Origin of the sequence: Mucilaginibacter sp., assembly GCF_025362475.1 — a bacterium.
Lineage (GTDB): Bacteria > Bacteroidota > Bacteroidia > Sphingobacteriales > Sphingobacteriaceae > Mucilaginibacter.
This window is the reverse complement of sequence record NZ_JANYGH010000059.1, coordinates 1-19,635: the sequence shown is the minus strand read 5'-3', so window position 1 is coordinate 19,635 and position 19,635 is coordinate 1. Positions and strand designations below refer to the sequence as shown.

14 protein-coding genes are annotated in these 19,635 nt (G+C 41.9%); 10 read left to right on the top strand and 4 right to left on the bottom strand.

The window, feature by feature from the left end:
- Positions 1–128 precede the first annotated feature (128 nt).
- Entirely contained in the window at positions 129–1,310 is a 1,182-nt protein-coding gene (locus tag Q0R88_RS20595; protein ID WP_295719851.1) for an AIR synthase related protein, read from the top strand.
- Between the two features lie 180 nt (positions 1,311–1,490).
- On the opposite strand, the gene Q0R88_RS20590 is transcribed toward Q0R88_RS20595, so the two are convergent.
- Complete coding sequence (locus Q0R88_RS20590) at positions 1,491–4,826, bottom strand: carboxypeptidase regulatory-like domain-containing protein (protein ID WP_295719848.1); 3,336 nt, start codon at positions 4,824–4,826, stop codon at positions 1,491–1,493.
- A gap of 369 nt (positions 4,827–5,195) precedes the next feature.
- Between Q0R88_RS20590 and lpdA the strand changes: the two genes are divergently transcribed.
- Positions 5,196–6,587, top strand: coding sequence for a dihydrolipoyl dehydrogenase (gene lpdA, locus Q0R88_RS20585; protein WP_295719846.1), 1,392 nt, complete (start codon positions 5,196–5,198; stop codon positions 6,585–6,587).
- A 229-nt stretch (positions 6,588–6,816) separates the two neighbouring features.
- The gene (locus Q0R88_RS20580; protein ID WP_295719843.1) at positions 6,817–7,656 is read left to right on the top strand and encodes an MBL fold metallo-hydrolase; all 840 of its coding nucleotides are present in this window, start codon (positions 6,817–6,819) and stop codon (positions 7,654–7,656) included.
- Positions 7,657–7,856: 200 nt separating this feature from the next.
- Here Q0R88_RS20580 and Q0R88_RS20575 read toward each other — a convergent pair whose 3' ends face one another.
- Together Q0R88_RS20575 and Q0R88_RS20570 are read right to left on the bottom strand one after the other, a co-directional pair.
- A complete protein-coding gene (locus Q0R88_RS20575) occupies positions 7,857–8,117 on the bottom strand; it encodes a helix-turn-helix transcriptional regulator (protein ID WP_295719841.1) in 261 nt (86 codons plus the stop codon).
- A gap of 3 nt (positions 8,118–8,120) precedes the next feature.
- Complete coding sequence (locus tag Q0R88_RS20570; RefSeq protein WP_295719839.1) at positions 8,121–8,768, bottom strand: DUF2975 domain-containing protein; 648 nt, start codon at positions 8,766–8,768, stop codon at positions 8,121–8,123.
- A gap of 224 nt (positions 8,769–8,992) precedes the next feature.
- Here Q0R88_RS20570 and Q0R88_RS20565 point away from each other — a divergent pair, with 224 nt between their 5' ends.
- The 6 genes from Q0R88_RS20565 (at position 8,993) to Q0R88_RS20540 (ending at position 15,080) form a co-directional block, all read left to right on the top strand.
- Entirely contained in the window at positions 8,993–9,853 is an 861-nt protein-coding gene (locus Q0R88_RS20565; protein ID WP_295719838.1) for an RNA polymerase sigma factor RpoD/SigA, read from the top strand.
- A gap of 544 nt (positions 9,854–10,397) precedes the next feature.
- Positions 10,398–10,700 carry a hypothetical protein gene (locus Q0R88_RS20560; RefSeq protein WP_295719836.1) on the top strand — a complete coding sequence of 101 codons (303 nt, stop codon included), beginning with the start codon at positions 10,398–10,400 and terminating at the stop codon, positions 10,698–10,700.
- A gap of 4 nt (positions 10,701–10,704) precedes the next feature.
- On the top strand, positions 10,705–11,370 hold the full coding sequence (locus Q0R88_RS20555) for an ABC transporter ATP-binding protein (protein WP_295719834.1): 666 nt from the start codon (positions 10,705–10,707) through the stop codon (positions 11,368–11,370).
- Positions 11,371–11,453: 83 nt separating this feature from the next.
- Positions 11,454–12,410, top strand: coding sequence for a pepsin/retropepsin-like aspartic protease family protein (locus tag Q0R88_RS20550; protein ID WP_295719832.1), 957 nt, complete (start codon positions 11,454–11,456; stop codon positions 12,408–12,410).
- 1 nt (position 12,411) lies between these two features.
- Positions 12,412–13,848, top strand: coding sequence for a hypothetical protein (locus Q0R88_RS20545; RefSeq protein ID WP_295719830.1), 1,437 nt, complete (start codon positions 12,412–12,414; stop codon positions 13,846–13,848).
- 446 nt (positions 13,849–14,294) lie between these two features.
- Entirely contained in the window at positions 14,295–15,080 is a 786-nt protein-coding gene (locus Q0R88_RS20540) for a PhzF family phenazine biosynthesis protein (RefSeq protein WP_295719828.1), read from the top strand.
- Between the two features lie 73 nt (positions 15,081–15,153).
- On the opposite strand, the gene Q0R88_RS20535 is transcribed toward Q0R88_RS20540, so the two are convergent.
- Positions 15,154–15,567, bottom strand: coding sequence for a hypothetical protein (locus Q0R88_RS20535; RefSeq protein WP_295719826.1), 414 nt, complete (start codon positions 15,565–15,567; stop codon positions 15,154–15,156).
- A gap of 238 nt (positions 15,568–15,805) precedes the next feature.
- Here Q0R88_RS20535 and smc point away from each other — a divergent pair, with 238 nt between their 5' ends.
- Entirely contained in the window at positions 15,806–19,345 is a 3,540-nt protein-coding gene (gene smc, locus Q0R88_RS20530) for a chromosome segregation protein SMC (RefSeq protein ID WP_295719824.1), read from the top strand.
- Positions 19,346–19,635 lie beyond the last annotated feature (290 nt).

Sequence of the window (19,635 nt, the reverse complement as noted above, 5' to 3'; positions counted from 1 at the left end):
ACATTCCCCACACTTCAACCCATTTGTAAAACCCGTATTTCTTAAATTGGTGGCAATTCGTTCCCATTCGTAAAATTCGTGTTTATTTGTTTATTTGAGATTCGTGTACGATTAATTTATATTTGCCCATGATTTCTTCGCAAAGATATGATCAAAGAGGTGTATCCGCCTCAAAAGATGATGTACATAATGCCATTAAAAACATTGATAAGGGCATTTTCCCAAAGGCCTTTTGTAAAATAGTACCAGATATTTTAACCAACGACGCGGAATACTGCAATATTATGCATGCCGACGGTGCGGGCACAAAATCGTCACTGGCGTATACTTACTGGAAAGAAACCGGCGACATATCTGTATGGCGCGGCATTGCCCAGGATGCCATCATCATGAATCTTGACGACCTGCTTTGCGTAGGCGCTATTGATAATATCCTGCTATCATCAACCATTGGCCGCAACAAAAACCTGATTCCGGGTGATGTGATTGCAGCCATCATTAACGGCACCGAAGAAATATTAACCGAACTGCGCGATGCCGGCATTGGCATTTACTCAACCGGGGGCGAAACTGCCGATGTTGGCGACCTTGTACGCACCATTATAGTCGACTCTACGGTAACCTGCCGCATGAAGCGTGAAGATGTTATCTCTAATCACCGCATCCAACCTGGCAACGTTATAGTTGGCCTGGCCTCATACGGACAAGCCACTTATGAAAAAGAATATAACGGCGGCATGGGTTCAAACGGACTAACATCTGCCCGCCATGATGTGTTCAATAAAACCATTGCCGATAAATACCCAGAGAGTTATGACGCGGCTATCCCTTATGATCTCATTTTTAGCGGCAGTAAAAACCTGACGGATCTTGTTGACATCGGGAATGGCCAAAGTATAACCGCAGGTAAACTGGTTTTAAGCGCTACACGTACTTATGCACCTATCATTAAGGCGATGCTTGATAAATATCGCAGCCAGATAAACGGCATGGTACATTGCAGTGGCGGCGCGCAAACTAAGGTGCTACATTTTATTGATGAACTTCATATTATAAAAGATAACCTGTTCCCGGTTCCACCGCTGTTTAAGCTTATCCAGGAGGAGTCAAAAACCAGCTGGCAGGAAATGTACAAGGTATTTAACATGGGGCACCGTATGGAGCTGTATGTACCCGATGCAATAGCAGAAGATCTGATTAAAATATCTCAAAGCTTTGGTGTTGATGCGCAGATCATCGGGCGTGTTGAAAAGGCAGAAACTAAAAAAGTAACCATCACATCGGAGTTTGGCGTTTTTGAGTACGAATAAATTTTAGATCCTTCTATATAGATAAGAAAAAGGCCTTGATTTCAGGGCCTTTTTTCATTATCGCTATTTTCAAAACTCCGGTAATTTTATCCTGCAAAATAGCAAAAGCAAATACCAGGGCACAAAAAAAGTCCCGGACCAAATGGCCCGGGACTTTTAAATTTATACTATCAGGAAAGATTAGTTGAAGATGTATCTAACACCAATCTGAGCCTGGAAACGAGAAAACTGGCTGATATCCGTTTTGTATGAATTGGTAACAGGGATAGCGTTATTTGCATCAAGATAAGGGAATGAATAAATTGCCTTATTGGTAGCAGCATCTTTACCCATATACCTTAACACAGTAGTTGCACCATTGTTAAACCCGCTGTATGAAACTTGTTGTAAACCCCAATTTCTGTTCAACAGGTTGGTAAAGTTGATTACATCAAAAGTAACTTCCAGAGTGTTTTTTACTTTACCAGTTTTGATAAAGAAATCCTGGGCAAAGTGCAGATCAAGACGTTTGTAGGTAGGCAATATGGCGCCGTTCCTTTGAGCAAACTGACCTCTGTGCTGGCTAAGATAATTATCCTGGTTAATAAAGCCATTTAACTGAGTCCAAATCTGAGCAGGCGTACGTGTATCTACAGTTCCATTTTGAGCTGTAGGTGCCTGGGTTAAAATAATATCGCCCTGATTTTTAGGGATGAACATCAAATCATTGGTAGCACCGTCACCGTTAGGGTCATTGGCAGTAATGTATGATATAGCTCCGTTGTTAGCAGCTTCAAATATCAAACCTACAGTAGTAGCCAGGTTTTTAGCATATTGCTTGCGGTATGATACGGTTGCAATGATCCTGTTAGGCTGAACGTATGAACTATTTGAAAGGTTATCGCTATTAGGATTACCGGCTACATACCTTGTGCTCCAGATGGTGCTGGCAGTTGAACCACCGTCATTAACATCCTTTGATTTGGTATAAGTGTAGGCAACACTGGCAGCAAAACCATTTGTGAAGCTTTTTTGTAACTGACCGGTTACGAAGTATGAAAATCCTTTGCTGGTGTTTTTCATATAATACAAACCTGTAATTGATGGGTTGGCAGCAGTGGCAGCCGCAGCAGCAGGCGTAGTATTTTTAGCATCGTAACGTATTTGACCTTCTGGACCAGCAAAAGTGCTAAAGCCATCAGACAATACTAAATTCTGGTGATAGATAGCACGGATATCTTTGGTATATGCACCTTCGATAGTTCCAATGATACCGCCAGGCAATTTTTGATCAACTGCAAGGTTTGTTCTCCAGATTTTTGGATATTTTAAATTTGGATCAGCAACATCAAGCTCGTAAGATGTGTTTGCAGTTGCATTTTGTGGACGGTTAGCATTAACATTCGGGTTAAAAACTAACTGCGAATTGGTAGGATCATTAGCTTTTGTGATTGTGCGTGAACCAAACAATAAACCATTGTTTGAAGCCTGGTTAGATATCCATACAAACGGTACCGATCCTGTAAATAAGCCAGAACCACCACGTACCTGTGTAGAACCATCACCATTAACATCCCAGTTAAAGCCTACACGAGGAGAAAGCTGTATTCTGTTTTTAGGTAATTTAGAAACATCAACATGAGTACCACCCTGGAAAGTTAAAGCAGCAGCATTGCTGTTTGCAGCCAACGATGTAGGGAAAGCATCATAATCAGCCCTTAAACCATAAGTTAACCTGAAGTTATCAGTAACATGGTATTTATCCTGTATGTAAAGGCTGTAAATAGAAGCCTTTATTTTTGCTAATGGTAATGAGCTACCTGTAGCAGGGTAACGTAAAGTATAAGCAGCGGCAGGTTTATCATTGATAAAGTCTGATGCTGAGTTATAAGTATATAAACCATTATAATCAGGAGCAAAACCATTGGTATAGCTTTGAATTTGGTTACTTGTACCAATTGTAAGCTCATGTTTACCTGCGTATATGGTAAAGTCATCAGCAAATTGCCAAATGTTGGTACTTAATAAGTTACCTGCAGTATAAAGCTCAGAACCAAAACTTGTTGCTGTAGCGCTGGCGCCGGTAACAACATTACCATTTACATCAGAAGTACCGTTGCCAATATCAACCATTGGTAAAGATCCATTACCTAAAAAGGCGCGGTAATCTCTCAATGCTGAATAACCTACAGTAAGCTTGTTTGACATTGCGTTGGTAACGCGGGTATTCAACTCAACAATTCCGATATTAAAGTTATTGTTGATGGTATAACCAGAACCGTAGAAAGGTAAAGTATTAGGGCCCGGAGCACGTGTTGTACCGTAACCTACACTTGTTTTACCATCGCTATTGCTGATACCAGAGTTACTGGCTGGCTGATCTTTAAACGATTTTAAGTAGAAATACTTAGCGCTTAAAGTATTGTTCTTGTCAATGTTCCAGTCTAATTTAGCGGTTAACTTATCGCTTGATGTTCTGTAAACATAGTTTTCATAAGCTCCCGGATCATAACCAAAGCTTTTTAGTTTATTTTTAATGTCTTCTAACGTGCTTGACTGAACTGCCGATACGTTAGAACCACTTAAACCTGGACGACCTGCCACGTATGCAGTTGCAGGTGGCTGGCTAACTCTTTCCTGCTCGCCAGATACGAATAAGAACAATTTATTTTTGATAATAGGGCCTCCTATTGATGCACCAACAGTATGGTAATCAAACGGAGTGATAGGCACATTTGTATTACCTGCATGGTAACCTGTTAACCTAACACCACGACCGTAGTAGTAAACAGTACCTTTTACTTCGTTGGTACCTGATTTTACTACTGTATTAACACCCGCACCGGTAAAGTTACCCTGGCGAACGTCATAAGGAGCAATATCAACCTGGATCTGGTCAATCGCATCCAATGAAATTGGCTGTGAACTTGCCTGGCCACCTAAAGTACCTGACAAACCAAATGAGTTGTTAAACAATGCACCATCAACAGTAATGTTGTTAAAGTTACTGCTACGACCACCAAAGCTTAGTCCGTTTGCAGATGGAGTTAACTTGGTAAAATCGCTTAATGAACGGTTTACAGTTGGTAAATTTTCAATTTGTGAACGGCTGATGGTTTCGCGGGCACCGGTACGTGAAGAGTTGATCACTTTGCTTCCGGAAGCTGTTACTTTAACCTCAGACAAATTAGTAGTATTATCTTCAAGCGCAGCAGCGATCCTTTGATCCTGGCCGATAGATAATGTGATGTTATCCTGAACAAAATCCTTATAACCAATAAAGGTTACTTTAAAGGTGTAAGGTCCACCTACCCTTAAGTTAGGGATGTTAAAGCGACCGTCTGAGCGACTAACGCTTGCATACACGGTACCTGTTGGCACGTGTGTGATAGTAACGGTTGCACCTGGGATAGCACCTTTAGCATCGGTAACGATACCGTTGATGCTCGCGGTGGTAACACCCTGGGCGGCTGCATTCCTGCTGAAAAGGAATGATAAACCCGTTAATAATAATAAAAGAAGTAAAGGCTTCCTCATAAATTGTTTTTTTAATTATACTTTTAGTTAATTAGCGGCAAAGATAAGTAATCGCCTGACTGCCAATGTTAAGTTAATGTTAACAATCGTTATGTTTTTTTCAACACAGTGTCATAAAATCATAAATAATCACAAGTAAATAGGTAGATATTATATGATATTCATAATTATTTCCTTGCTTTAAGCCCCAGAAAACATTGTGCTGTAAAAATAAATTTTTATCGCCCTGGTAAATTGTTCAATTTTCTCATTTCGCCTGTTTTTACTTAGCTTTGGGCCTTTAAAATTATAGCGCCTGCGGTAAATAACACATCCCGCTATAATCCGTACAAAACAAAAATTTAGTTATCAAAGTATATCATTAAAAATATGGACTACGATTTAATTGTTATAGGGTCAGGCCCGGGTGGTTATGTAGCAGCAATCCGCGCTTCACAACTCGGTTTAAAAACTGCCATCATTGAAAAAGAATCATTAGGTGGTATTTGTCTTAACTGGGGTTGTATCCCAACCAAAGCTTTAATAAAAAGCGCCCAGGTATTTGAATACCTTAATCACTCGCAGGATTACGGTATTAAAATTAACGGTGCCGGCGAAGTTGATTTTGCAGCTGTTGTTAAACGTAGCCGCGGTGTTGCCGATGGCATGAGCAAGGGCGTACAGTTTTTAATGAAAAAAAACAAAATCGATGTTGTAAACGGTTTTGGTAAATTAAAATCAAAAGGCGTTGTTGAAGTAAAGCTTAATGATGGCTCAACCAAACAAATCACTGCTAAAAATATCATTATTGCAACCGGTGGCCGCTCACGCGAGTTACCAAACCTTAAACAGGATGGCGTTAAAGTAATTGGTTACCGACAGGCAATGGTATTGCCTAAACAGCCAAAATCATTAGTGGTTGTTGGCTCTGGTGCTATAGGTATTGAGTTTGCTTATTTTTATAATGCAATAGGTACCAAAGTAACTGTAGTGGAATTTTTAGATAATATTGTTCCGTTGGAGGATGAAGAAATTTCAAGAAACCTGCAACGTATTCTTAAAAAACAGGGTATCAACATCATGACCGGTTCAAATGTTGAATCTGTAGATACCAGCGGCGAACTTTGTAAAGTAAATATCAAAACCGCAACAGGTACCGAGGTTATTGAAGCCGAAGTGGTGTTATCGGCCGTAGGTATTGCTACCAACATCGAAGGCATTGGCCTGGAAGAAGTTGGCGTTAAAACCGAAAGAGGTAAAGTACTGGTTGATGATTATTACAAAACCAATATTGAAGGCGTTTACGCTATTGGTGATATAGTAAAAGGCCAGGCGCTTGCGCACGTTGCATCTGCCGAAGGTATTATTTGCGTGGAAAAAATTGCGGGTCAAAACCCGCATCCTTTAGATTATAATAACATTCCGGGTTGTACCTATTGCTCACCAGAGGTTGCATCGGTAGGTTATACCGAAAAAGCGGCTAAAGAAGCAGGTTACGAGATCAGGGTTGGTAAATTCCCATTCTCGGCATCGGGCAAGGCAAGTGCCGCCGGCGCTAAAGATGGTTTCGTAAAACTGATCTTTGATGCCAAATATGGCGAATTCCTTGGCGCACACATGCTGGGCTACAACGTAACCGAAATGATTGCCGAAGTGGTTACCGCCCGCAAGCTGGAAGCTACCGGTCATGAAATCATTAAATCGGTTCACCCGCACCCAACCATGAGCGAAGCTGTTATGGAAGCTGCAGCAGCCGCTTATGACGAAGTAATACACTTGTAAAAGAAGTCCCATAAACGATAGCCGATAGTCCATTGTTATTTTTTTAACTTTGAGCTATCGGCTTTTTTGTGCTTATTTATTGGCAAAATGAAGTCCGTGGACGATAGACCATAGTCAATAGCTATTTTTTAACTTTGGACTATCAGCTTTTGCGCCTTTTACTAAAACCTCTATTAAAACCATGGTCTATGGACCATCGACTATTGACTCTCTATACTATTGACCCTCTATGAAACTACACACAATAGATACCGGCTTTTTTAAATTAGATGGTGGCGCCATGTTTGGCGTGGTACCAAAAACAATTTGGAATAAAACTAACCCGGCCGATGCCAACAACCTTTGCACCTGGGCTTTACGCTGCCTGCTTGTGGAGGATGAAGGCCGGTTGATCCTGATTGATACCGGCATAGGTAATAAGCAGGACCAGAAGTTTTTTAGTTATTATTATTTACATGGCGATGCTACGTTGGATAGCTCATTAGCTGCACTCGGTTTTCACCGGGATGATATTACTGATGTGTTTTTAACCCACCTGCATTTTGATCACGTTGGCGGTGCCGTGATCAGAGAGGGCGAAAAGCTATCGCCTGCATTTAAAAATGCCGCTTACTGGAGCAATCCTAAACATTGGGACTGGGCCGTTTATCCCAATGATCGTGAAAAGGCTTCTTTTTTAAAGGAGAACATATTACCGATCCAGGAGAGCGGTCAGCTGCAATTTATCGCTCCAGAGGATGGCATAGCTTTTACCAAAGATTTCAATATCCGTTTTGTATCCGGCCATACCGAAGCCATGATGCTGCCACTCATCAACTATATGGGCAAACAAATCCTTTACATGGCCGATCTGCTTCCCTCTGTAGGGCACCTTCCGCTGCCTTATGTAATGGCTTATGACATGTTTCCGCTTACTACCCTCCAGGAGAAAAAGGTGTTCCTGACCGAAGCTGTGGAGAACGACTACATCCTCTACTTTGAACATGATCCTATTAACGAATGCTGCACATTGCAACAAACTGAAAAAGGCATCAGGGTGAAGGATACTTTTAAACTGAGCGAGGTGTAGGGTTTATAAAAAACCTTTTGTCATCCTGAACGATAGTGAAGGATCTATTATTCGCCATGCTTCTTCGCCCTGTACAGTCTGCGAATAGATCCTTCACTATCGTTCAGGATGACAAACTTTTTAAAGGTCATTTTCCTTTCAGTACCCACTGGTATTTTAAACTCATAGCAATTAACATGGCCATTGTTTGTTTATAACGCCTACATGTCATTACTATCCGCCCCATGATTCCATTTATTAACACTCTCAATAACAGCCGGTTGTGCGTATTCCAAAATATCTCCCGGCTGGCAATCCAGTGCTTTGCATATCGCTTCCAGGGTTTCTATACGGATAGCTTTTGCCTTACCTGTTTTAAGGACAGATAGGTTGGATATGGTAATACCTACCCTATCGCTCAGTTCGTTTAATGACATTTTGCGTTTTGCCATCATCACATCAAGATTTATGATTATCGGCATGGGTTAAATGGTTAGGGCCTGCTCTTCCTTAAGCTTTGCACCTTGTTTAAAGGCCTCAGCAATAATGAAAACCAATATGGCAATTATCAAGGCTACAAAATCAAAAGAGGATGTGTTTATCACCTTCAATGGCGAATGGATCAAAAGCCTTTGTTCATAATACATTATAAGCTGATATCCAAAATCAACCAGTGAGTAGGAGAGCAATAGCATCCCGATATTTTTTATCTGCTTAATACATACCAGCTGAAACATGTTGCCTTCAGCAATATGTTGAATTACCCTGTTTATGGTGTAAGCCATTTTGCCCATAATAATTACAATACTCAGTATCAGCACAATTGTTGCCACCCTTATTATCCAGGGAGTTACCAATTTATCAGCATTAACCCGCACTTCGCTGGTAATGTTAATATCCCGCATAATGTAGTCGTCGCCTATCCTTAACTCACCATCGGCCTGGTGAGTTATAAAACTGCCATCTATAACAGGATGCAGGGGCGATCCTTGTGTAAAACCGCTGCTTTTTAAGCCCGTTCCATCGCTTAAACCCTCTTTAAAACCCCGCAATGCATCAACTGCTCCATTCTGAATAAAAAACAAGCCAAATGCTATATAAACCAACACCTGTAATCTTCGTATTTTTTTCATTACCATATCATTAAATTACATGCAAAGTAAAATATAATTCATCAAAATTCGACTAATATTTATTATTTAACGATAAATATTAGTCGACTTTTATTTTATTAAATTTATTTTTTTATTTATATCAGCTACTTGCCATTGTCAATTTATATGTTTTATTTTAGAACAAATTTTTAACTTTATACGTTCTATTCAGAATATAACGGATAGAAAGTTTTATTAAATAGATGAGACAACTCAAAATAACGCAATCCATTACCAATCGCGAGTCACAATCGCTGGATAAATATCTTCACGAAATTGGTAAAGTTGATTTGATAACTGCCGAAGAAGAAGTAATATTAGCCCAAAAAATACGTGAAGGCGACCAGGCCGCATTAGAGCGTTTAACTAAAACTAATTTACGCTTTGTTGTATCTGTTGCTAAACAATATCAAAACCAGGGTTTAACCCTTGGCGATTTAATTAACGAAGGAAACCTGGGTTTAATTAAAGCAGCCAAACGTTTTGACGAAACTAAGGGTTTTAAATTTATATCCTACGCCGTATGGTGGATTCGCCAGTCGATATTGCAGGCCATTGCCGAGCAATCACGTATCGTGCGTTTACCGCTGAACCAGGTAGGCTCATTAAGTAAAATAAGTAAAGCGTTTTCAAAGCTGGAGCAGGAGTATGAGCGCGAGCCATCGCCAGAGGAACTTGCCGACATCCTGGAAACTACTGTTGATAAAATATCTGATACCTTAAGCAACTCGGGCCGCCATGTATCTATGGATGCCCCGTTTGTACAGGGCGAAGAAAACACCCTGCTTGATGTACTGGAAAATCATGAACCGGATACCGATTCTATTTTAATTAACGAATCATTATCTGAAGAGATCAAACGGTCATTATCAACGTTAACCGAGCGTGAACGCGAGATCATTATATTATTCTTTGGTTTAGGCACCAACCACCCCCTATCCTTAGAGGAGATTGGCGAAAAATTTAATCTAACCCGCGAACGTGTACGCCAGATTAAAGACAAAGCCCTGCAACGTTTACGCCACACCTCGCGTAGCAAAATTTTAAAATCGTATCTGGGTTAATCTTCCTTCAAAAATATTTAAGAGAAGCCATTGGTGAAAAGCCAGTGGCTTTTTGCATTTGTATGATTTGTTCTCCCAATGATCTATTCTTAAACGGCCTGTCACCCTGAGCCTGTCGAAGGGGCGCGCGCAGAGGCCTTTGCCCGCATGCTTCGACAGACTACCCCTGACGTGTTTGTTTCATACCAGTCAATCGGCTCTGTATGCTGGCAACGACTCACCCCGCCGGTCCGCCCTTCGCGGAAGGCGCCCCTCTCTTCGGCTGCGCCGGAAAGAGGGTCAAAAAAGTTAATTCTAGATTTCAACCCCCTCTTTCCAACGAAGTTGAAGAGAGGGGTGTCGGGCGTAGCCTCGACGGGGTGAGTCTTAACCTTGGTTAGTTTCCGTCATTTCACCTTCAGAGTTTCGCCAAATTTTATCACTCAGCATGACAAAAGACTTTTTTCAAACACATCGTGGGTAGGTTGCATACAATAATTTCAAACCCAATAAAATTTAAAACCTAAGTTCCCGTTATTTAGCTTAACCTGTCATAATTAGTTAAATGTACAACACCTTAAAAATAGCCTGGTATTTTTATAAACCGACACTTGTATGGTGTTTGCTGGCCACTTTCGCCTGTATCTATTATGTACTTTCCCGCCAGTTAAATATCCCACTTGCTTTCCTGTGCAAGCTATTCAGCTATGCTTCTATCCTGGGCATTCAGTATCTCAACTTTAACTCAACCAAAACCTACTTCTATTTCCGCAATGCGGGTTATAGCGTTCGTCGCTTATACTTTTATGTGTTCAGTTTCGATCTTATTACCTTCAGTATCCTTTTATCACTATCAACAATCCGCTAAAAAATTGGAGCCTCTCATTTTAAAAACCGACAGCGTGCTCCTGGAATTTGACGGGCGAAAGATTCTGCAGGATGTTTACCTGGAATGCAAACAGGGCGAGGTATTGGGCATCCTTGGCCGCAACGGCTGCGGTAAATCATCATTATTACGCATCATGTTTGGTACGCTTACTCCCGCTTATAAACATGTAAGCATCAATGGCGAATACATTAAAAAAGGGTATCACAACAGGCGTATTGCCTACCTGCCCCAGCATAACTACCTGCCTAAAGGCATCAAAATTAAAAAACTGGCCAAAAGCATTATCGACGACCGATTTTGGGATGATTTTTCGGCCCATCCCGTTTACCATGATCATTGCGAGAAAACCATTGGCGAGCTTTCAGGCGGTGAGGTAAGGCAGCTGGAAACCCTGATGGTTATTTACAGCAAAGCCGATTTTATTTTACTGGATGAGCCTTTTACCCATATATCGCCCATGCAGGCAGAAATGTTTAAGGCTATCATAAAAAAATGCGCCAAGGTGAAGGGGATCATTTTAACAGATCACCAGTATTACAACATTTTAGATGTAAGCGACAGGATAATCCTGATAACCAATGGCTACACCCGGCCAATTAAGCATCGGGATGAGCTGATTACTTACGGATACCTTAGCCACATTAATTAAATATTGCAAGCTGTAACATATAGTCATTTCGCCGTGTCTACTATACAAACAGCCCTGTGATGCCCCGTAGTTACTTATATTTGATGATATGTTTATTAGCTGTTTGCTGGCACCAAGGCCAATGCAGCAATAACATACCTATAAACGGTATCACCTTTAAAAACGCCATTCGCGACCCTGACCCAGACCCTTCCGGAGATTTCAATACGCTGATAGTCCCCATAAAACGGGCCGGCAACCTCATCATTGTAGAAGCGCAGATTGATAGCTTAGTTGGCAATTTTGTACTGGATACCGGTGCGCCATACCTCGTTTTAAACGCCACTTACTTTAGGTATATGCCGCAAATAACAGAGCAGGAATCGGCAGGTTTAAATGGTACGGGAGCCGCCACATTTACTACTAATGTGTATAATTTCAATATCCTCGATCTGCATTATTCCAGGCTTACCGCCGATGTTACCGATCTATCGGCCATAGAAAACAGCCGCAACATTAAAATATTGGGCTTGCTGGGTACAAGGTTGTTTAACAAATTTGCCATTACTGTAGACCTGTTCAGGAATACGCTATACATTCATAAACTCAAAGAAGACGGCAATATTCCGCAGGGCGAAAAGGCTTTTCATGATCCCTGGATGGTTACCCCCTTTAAGTATTTAAACGATGTGATATTTATTAAGGGCATTGCCAATGATAGCCCGTTATGGTTCGCCTTTGATACCGGTGCAGAAACCAACCTGATGGATTATGACCGCGTGCGTAAACTGTTACCTGGTATGCAGGTGCTTAACCGTACCAAAACTACAGGGATTGGCGGTTCATCATTCGAGGTGATATACGCCCGTTTTGATACCCTGAAAATTGGAGACCGCCGATTTATGAAAAACCGGGTGCTATTAACCAGCCTGGATAAAATGGGCAAAGCTTACGGGCATGCCGTTGACGGAATATTGGGGTATGATTTTTTTATCCGCGGTATATTCAGCATCAACTTTGTTAAAAAAGAATTTGAAATGTACATTTACACTAACCAGTAGTATGAAAAAGTACAGATCAATCGTCCTATTTTTATTGTTGCTCAGTTGTTTCGTTTCTGAAACAAAGGCGCAAAAACGCAGTTCGCTGGTTTTAGGTAAGGATCATTTGATCCTGCTGCTTGATATGCGCTCGTCAAAACAGGAGCTGGATAGCCTGTTTAAAGCAGCCGGTGTAAAAGGCGCCACCGCAACTGCTTTTTTTAACGGCGATTACTCGGCTTTTAAAAAGGATGGCTGGAATATAAATAAACGCTCAAAAAATTTAATTCAGTTTGATAGGTCACTCACCGACTTGAACATTAATGCGCAAAACAAGCCTTTTCTTATAACCACCAATATCTCCAATGAAAATGAAGGGCGTCCCGGTTACCCCGCCGATGAAACATTTGGAATTAATAAATTCTCGCAGCTTAATGTTTACGAGCTTCCATCGGGCTTAACCCGTTTTTACTTGCCTGGTTTTTTGAAGTCGAAACGTGTTTTATTATCGGGTAATTTCAATAATTGGAGCACCTTAAAGGGCGCTATGATTAAAACGGACAGCGGCTGGATAGCCGATGTAAAGCTCGCCGCAGGTGTGTATGAGTACAAATACATTATAGACGGCAAGTGGCAGCGAGATAGAAGCAATCTGCAGCAGCACCCGGATGGCTTTAGTGATGTAAACTCGGTTTATTACCGCTACAACCACACTTTCAGGCTGAGCGGCTTTGCAGGTGCGCATAAAATTACCCTTGCAGGTAGCTTTAATAACTGGGATGCCAATACCATCATCCTGCAAAAAAAGGGCAACAGCTGGGAAACCAAATTTTACCTGCACGATGGAATGCATACCTACCGGTTTTTAGTAGATGGGCAGTGGTTTACAGATCCGGCTAATCCGGTAACAGTAAAAGATGTTGACGGTCATACCAATTCGGTAATCAACCTGGGCGAGACTGTTAATTTTACCCTCGACGGATATACAAACGCGCGTAAAGTATATGTAGCCGGCACTTTTAATAACTGGAAACCAGGCGAAATAGCGCTCAAAAAAACAGCAACCGGGTGGGCTTTGCCTTTAATTATCCCGGCTGGTAATTATGGCTATAAATTTATAGTGGATGACAATTGGATCACCGATCCGCTGAATAAGCGCACCGTTGTGGAAGATGGCGTTGTTAATTCTTTTATCGCGGTTAAACCCAACTATACTTTTAAGCTTAAGGGCTACCCCAATGCAAAGGTGGTTCATCTTGCCGGTAATTTTAACAACTGGGATCCGGACGGTTTTACGCTGGCCCATAACGGCGACGAATGGACCATCGGCCTTTACCTTAAACCGGGCAAATACCGTTATAAATTCTTGGTAGACGGCCAATGGGTGCTGGATCCCGGAAATAAATTATACGAGAAAAACGAATATGATACCGGAAATTCCGTTTTATGGATTGAGTAGGAAGAAAGAGTGAGGAGATTGGAATCAAGAATTAAAACTGGACATTGAAAGGGAAATGAAATTTAAAAAAAGCTTTGTCGTTATGAGTTTGAAAATTTCGGGTGACTCTGAAGGGGAAATGACGTTTTAAAAAGTTTGTCATCCTGAGGTACGAAGGATCTATTCACAGACTGTACAGGGCGAAAAGCATGGCGAATAACAGATCCTTCACTGCGTTCAGGATGACAAATAGTTTTTTAACACGTCATGAAAAATTTTTCAACAACACGTCAAAGGCTGCATCGCGAAGAATCTATTCGCAGACTATACAGGGCGAAGAAGTATAGCGAATAATAGATCCTTCACTATCGTTCAGGACGACAAATAGTTTTTTTTTATAATCTTAATTCTTACCTCTTGATTCTTGACTCTACTTAGTATATTAGCTAAACTATACCATTTTTTATATGACTATTCCCATATACCAGGCCGATGCGTTTACCGATACTTTGTTTGGCGGCAACCCGGCAGCCACCTGCCCGCTTACGGAGTGGTTGCCCGACGCCACCATGCAAAAAATAGCTATAGAGAACAACCTGGCCGAAACCGCCTTTTTTGTAAAAACAGATGCCGGTTACAAACTACGCTGGTTTACTCCCGAGTATGAGATTGACCTGTGCGGACATGCTACACTGGCGTCGGCACATATCATATTTACCGAATTGGGCTACACCGGCGATTCTATATTATTTGAAACTGTAAAAGCAGGAACGCTTATTGTGAAACGCGATGGTGATAAATACACGATGGATTTCCCCTCAAGGCCGCCCATACCCATTGAACCACCAAACGGACTGGCCGAATCACTGGGCGAAAAGGAGCCACTGGCCTTTTTAAGATCAAGGGATTATTTCATCGTTTACAAAACTGAGCAGGACATCAAAGACCTTACGCCCGACTTTTTTGCAATGTCGAAAATGGATACTGTGGGCATTATAGCCACTGCCCCCGGTGATAACTCTGATTTTGTTTCCCGTTTCTTCGCGCCCGGCGCAGGTATCCCCGAAGACCCGGTTACTGGATCGGCACATTGCAACCTGATACCCTATTGGGCAAAAAGACTGGGTAAAAACAAGCTCCACGCCTACCAGATCTCGGCCCGCCGCGGCGAACTTTGGTGCGAGCTAAAAGGCGACCGTGTGCTGATGAGCGGCAAAGCGGTTACCTATTTAAGAGGAGAGATAAGGTTTTAGTTAACTCCCGCGAGGTAACTCGCGGGCAACATGATCCAAGCCCCCTGGCTTAAATCAGTCTAAAGCATACAAATTATTTAAACCTGAAAAACTTACTTACGCCATTTGAATTACTCATGGTTAATGAATCCGTGCCTTTAAATTCTATTTTAAAAGCCTCCTTGAAATCATCGTAAGTAACTATTACCGAGTCGCCTTTAATTTTGTAGGCGTAATAGGCATGCTGATCGGGATAGTAGAATTTGTTCTTATCAACCGTAAAAGTTGCATTCTCCAAACTGTCTACAGCCCAATAACCCTGCAGGCGCCCCGCCATAGAAGTATCAGTAACAGCTTTCATACCATTATCTTTAGCCTTCTTACCTGCCGTAACAGATTGCTTCACATCAGACGTTTTCGTATCGGCGTTTACAACGCCAATAGTATTATTGGATGTGCACGAAATAGCAGTGAGGGCATAAATAATGGAATAGAGATATTTGGTCATCGTGAATAGGTTTAGCCTTCAAAGCTAATATTTTTCTGAAATTAAAAATCCTTAAAACTAATATTCTTTCGTTCTTATTCAACCGTGGTAAGATTGGCATAGTATCATGGTAAAGCCAAACCTATCGCCGTTAAACTTTCACCTTATCTTCTTCTTATCCCGCTAAAAAAAGTTTCAAAAACCATTTTTTTATGATTACTTTGAAGGTTAAATTTTTTGCAAGGATACAACAAAATAAATGCAGCTTACCCGCTTAGAAATCAAGGGCTTTAAGAGTTTTGGAGATAAGATCACCATTAATTTTAATGAGGGTGTAACTGCAATTGTGGGGCCCAATGGCTGCGGCAAATCAAACGTGGTTGATGCCATACGTTGGGTACTTGGCGAACAAAGCACCCGCATGCTGCGCTCAGAGAAGATGGACAACGTCATCTTCAACGGCACAAAGAGTCGCAAATCGGCCAACCTTGCCGAAGTTTCCCTTACTTTTGACAATACCAAAAACGTACTGCCAACAGATTATTCGCAGGTTACCCTTACCCGGAAGCTTTACCGCACCGGCGAAAGTGAGTACCGCCTCAATGATGTACAGTGCCGCCTAAAAGATATTACAGACCTGTTCCTGGATACCGGAATCGGCTCCGACTCCTACTCCATCATCGAGCTGCGGATGATTGATGAGATCATTACCAACAAGGAAGGCTCGCGCCGTAATTTGTTCGAGGAAGCATCTGGTATCTCTAAATACAAGCTTCGTAAAAAACAAACATTCAGCAAGCTAAAAGATACCGAGGCCGACCTCGAACGTGTGGAAGACTTGCTTTTCGAGATAGAGAAAAATCTGAAAACACTGGAGAACCAGGCCAAAAAAACCGAGCGTTATTACCGCATCAAAGAGCAATACAAATCGCTCAGCATTATGCTGGCATCTTTCAGAATTGTATCGTTCAGCGAATCATTAAAGAAAATTGAGAACCAGGAGCAACAGCAAAAAGCCGAAAAAGGTGGCATTGTTGCCCAGATAGATACCCTGGAAGCCGCACTGCAACAGCAGAAGCTGGACAGCATCACCAAAGAAAAAAATCTTTCGGTACAGCAAAAAACCACTAACGAGTTTGTATCCAAGATCCGTGCTTATGAAAGTGAGAAAAAGATCAAGAACGAGCAGCTGAAGTTTCAACAGGATAAAGAATCAAGATTAACCGAGGAGCTGGACAAAGATAAAAACCAGCTTAACCACGTTTTTTATAACATTAAGCGCCTATCCGAAGAAAAGGCTTTGGAGGATGAAAATCTGCAAACCATCCAAAGCCGTTTGCTGGATCTTAAGGAGGCTGTTGATGAGTTAAGAGCACAACAGGCCGAAGCCCGCAATGAGCTAACGGAGATCACCGGCATTAACACCCGGCTGCAAAACCAGGCCTACAAAGCCGAAAAGGATATTGACATACTGCAAATTCAGCAACAGGCTTTGGAGCAGGAGAGCCAGCGCAACATGGAAGATACTACCAATAAAGAGGTAGAACTTTCGCACTTTAACCAGGTAGTTGCCGAGCTGCAAAACCGTAAGGAAACACTGGATTATGACTACCAGTCGGCTTTGGATTTTGAGAATAAATTAAAAGAGCAGATAGCCGAAACTGATTCGACATTGAGTTTGGTAAAGGATACCATCATCAAAGAAAGTCGTAAGCTTGATGCCAAACAAAACGAGTACAACCTTACCAAAAGCATGGTTGATAACCTGGAAGGTTTCCCGGAATCTATCCGCTTTTTAAAGAAAAATGCCGACTGGGCCAAAAATGCCCCCCTGTTTAGCGATGTGCTTTTTTGTAAGGAAGAGTACCGGGTAGCCATAGAAAACTACATGGAACCACTCATGAACTATTACGTAGTTGATAACTACGATGAAGCTATAAAGGCCATACAACTGTTAAGTAATGCCGCGAGGGGCCGCGCGCACTTCTTTATACTGGAAAATTACGAGGAAATAGTACCTGTTAACCCTATTTTTGAAAATGCAGGCGCAGTTTCGGCCCTACAGGTTATTGAGGTTGATAAAAGATACGCCCGCCTTTGTAACCATTTATTAAAAGATGTTTACCTGGTTGATGATGATAAGGACCTGCAAATTAACAATGCCGCCTTACCTGATGGCGTTGTCATAATAGGCAAGAGTGGTAAGTTCAATAAATCAAAGCATACCATGGCCGGTGGGTCTGTAGGTTTGTTTGAGGGTAAGCGGATTGGGCGGGCCAAGAATTTGGAGAACCTGGCGAAAGAAATTAAGGGTATTGAAAACCTGGTTAACGCTCAAAAAAGCAAAACAGATGAGTTGCAAAGTAAACTTTCGGGCTTACGCTCATCTACCAAAAGCGCCGAGATCAATGAGCAGCAGATGATCATTAACCGGTTAAATACCGAGCTCATCACCGTTAAAACCCGGCAGGAACAGTATCAAACATTTATTGAGAACAGCCTTAACCGCAAGGATGACATAGCCCGCAAAATTGCAGGTATTAAAGATGAAATGATGGCCCTGCATCCGCAGCTTGCCGAATTAAAAGCGCAAAAGCAGATCCAAAGCGAAATGCTGGTCGATAAACAGGCTGCCTTTAACGAGCTGAATGAATATGTATCGGTACAATCAAACGCTTATAACCAGGAGAATATCCGTTTCCATCAGCAGCAAAATAAAGTATCAGGCTTAGTAAAAGACCTGGAATACCGCGATAACCAGCAGGAAAGCCTGGAGGTGCGCATCAAACAAAACAGCAGCGAACTGGAGAAAGTAAAAGCAGCCATACAGGACAACCTGAAACAATCAGACAACTCCGACGATGACTTGCTGGAAATGTACGAGCAAAAGGAAAACCTTGAAAAGGCCACCCAGCAAGCCGAGCAGGAGTATTACCAATGGCGTGGAATTATCACCGAAAACGAAAATGAAGTTACGGCGCTAAGGCGCAAAAAAGATAATCATGAGGTTATTGAAAACGAACTCAGGGACGAACGCAATAACCTTAAACTGGAACTGAATGCCCTAAAGGAGCGCTTATCCGTTGAATTTAATATTGACATTGAAGATTTACCGGAAACCGAAACGCCGGCAGAAAGTGAGCATGACCTGCGCGAAAAGGCCGACAAGCTAAAAAAACAACTGGATGATTTTGGTGCTATCAACCCTATGGCGGTTGAGGCCTACAACGAGATGAATGAGCGCTATACCTTTATCCAGGCACAAAAGAAGGATCTGAGCGAGGCTAAGGCATCCCTGCTGGCTACTATACAGGAGATTGATGATACCGCCAAAGAAAAATTTATGCATGCCTTTATTATGGTACGTGAGAATTTTATTAAGGTGTTTCGCTCCCTGTTTAATGATGAGGATTCCTGCGACCTGATCCTTACCGACCCTAATCATCCTTTAGAATCGGACATTGATATCATTGCCAAACCAAAAGGAAAACGCCCGCTCTCCATCAACCAACTCTCAGGAGGCGAAAAAACCCTTACAGCTACCGCTATCCTGTTTTCGCTTTACCTGCTTAAACCGGCTCCCTTCTGTATTTTTGATGAGGTAGATGCCCCGCTTGATGATACTAATATTGATAAATTCAACAATATTATCCGCACCTTTTCAAAAGATTCGCAATTCATCATTGTATCGCATAACAAGCGCACCATTGCCAGTACCGATGTAATTTATGGTGTAACCATGGTTGAGCAGGGTATTTCGCGCGTGGTTCCTGTTGACCTGCGCGAGCTTGCAGATTAAGGAGAATTGCGTTTTTAAATAGTCTTGTGATTCTGAGTTTTAAAATTTGGTAAAACTCAGAAAGTGAAATGACGTTAAAAAGGTTTGTCATCCTGAGGAACGAAGGATCTATTCGCAGACTGTACAGGGCGAAGAAGCATGGCGGATAATAGATCCTTCACTGCGTTCACTGTTGTCCGGTAAAGATTGGCTAATCAAGAAAAGATGTTGATTAGTGTATGTTTTAACGGTTTAGGTTTTAAATCCGATTTCTAAGCCCCCCAGTTTTAGCTGAGGGGATCGACTATCGG